Annotated in this window: 1 protein-coding gene and 1 pseudogene; both read right to left on the reverse strand. The window is 64.1% G+C overall.

What is annotated here, in order from left to right; all coding sequences use genetic code 11:
- Positions 1 to 274: pseudogene (locus tag AU465_RS33100) on the reverse strand (hypothetical protein); the annotation flags it as partial.
- Positions 271 to 1,323, reverse strand: a 1,053-nt coding sequence (locus tag AU465_RS33105; protein ID WP_210325373.1) for a hypothetical protein, incomplete at its 5' end; no start/stop codon positions are given. The gene AU465_RS33105 and the pseudogene AU465_RS33100, both read right to left, overlap by 4 nt.

Below are 1,323 nucleotides of genomic sequence, written 5' to 3' on the forward strand. Positions count from 1 at the left end.
GCGCGCCATCAGGTATCGACGTCTTGTCGAACTCCTTGCAGAACTTCGCTTCCATCGCGGCGCGGCCTTCCAGCAGGCGCGCATGCAGCGCGCTACCGAAGATCATGGCGTCGGTGTCCTTGTCTTCGCCGTAGAGATGATCGAACTGGGCTTCGTAGGGATCGACGGCGATGGCCTTGATGCGCGAGGAGCCCAGGGCATCGTCGGCGTGATACTCGTCATCCGGCATTCCGAAGTAGATGCCTGGGGCATGGCGAATTGGCATCTCGCTCATTCCGCAGCCTCCGCCGCCGGCTGATCGGCGCCGCGCACGCGGCCGTCCTCAATGACAATGGCACCAGGCCGGGACGACTCCACCGTCTCGATCCAGACCTGGAAGTCGTGCTCCTTTGCCATCTCGGCGATGATCTTCATCGCCGCGGTGCCGAGCAGCGCGCCGTCGCGTACCAGCATGATGCGCAACCGCGGGTTCGCCGCCATGGTCAGCGCGATCGAAGCGCGCAGTTGCTGCGCGCCGCTGGCCTGGTCGAGCGGATGACCATTGAGAAGCACGACGTCGTCGCCGAAGCCGATGCCTTCGACCGGCATCTTCGCCGCTGCGATGGCGTCCGCCTTCTTCTTGTCGATCGCCTCGATGTCCGTCGTGAGTAGCTTGACCTTGGCCTGTTGCTCGAGCGCCTGCGCCTCGAGGCTGGCGCGCTGGCGCTTCTTGGCGACGAGCGCATTGGTCTGGCGTGCCGCTTCTATCTTCGCGCGGACCGTCGACGGGTCGATAGGCTCTGGCAGCGGCTCTGCGTTGAGAAGACGGGTTTGCTCGACCTGGATCTCCCGGAACGTATCCTTCTGCTGCTGCTCCAGCACGTCGACCTGCCTCTGCAGTTCGATGATCCGATCAGCCCTGTCCTTGTTGGCCTGCTCCATGCCGGCGATATTCTGGCGCACCGCTTCGCGTGCCGCCTTCCGCCGCTCGATCTCGGCGTTGTGCTCGCCGGCTGCCTGCATCTCGCTGACGAGCGCTTCCTCGTCGACCAGATCAGCCGGCGTGTCCTCGGGAACGTCGATGCCCTTGGCCTGCGCCTCAAGATCGTTGGCGCGACGGCCGACAGCCGTGCGCTCGTCGAACACTGCCTTGCGCCGGCGCGCGGAATCCTCGAAATCGAAGCCCGTGACAAACGCCTTCAGCGTGTCAAACTGCTCCTTTGGCTTCTTGCGCGTGAACTCGAGCGGATCGAAGGTGAGCTCACCGACGATGGCATCGAGCATCTTCTGCGGTGATGGCGCGCGCATACCTTCCTCGTTCTCGATGACGAGCGTGCTGCTGAA

This window comes from Mesorhizobium silamurunense, from assembly GCF_014843905.1.
GTDB lineage: Bacteria > Pseudomonadota > Alphaproteobacteria > Rhizobiales > Rhizobiaceae > Mesorhizobium > Mesorhizobium silamurunense.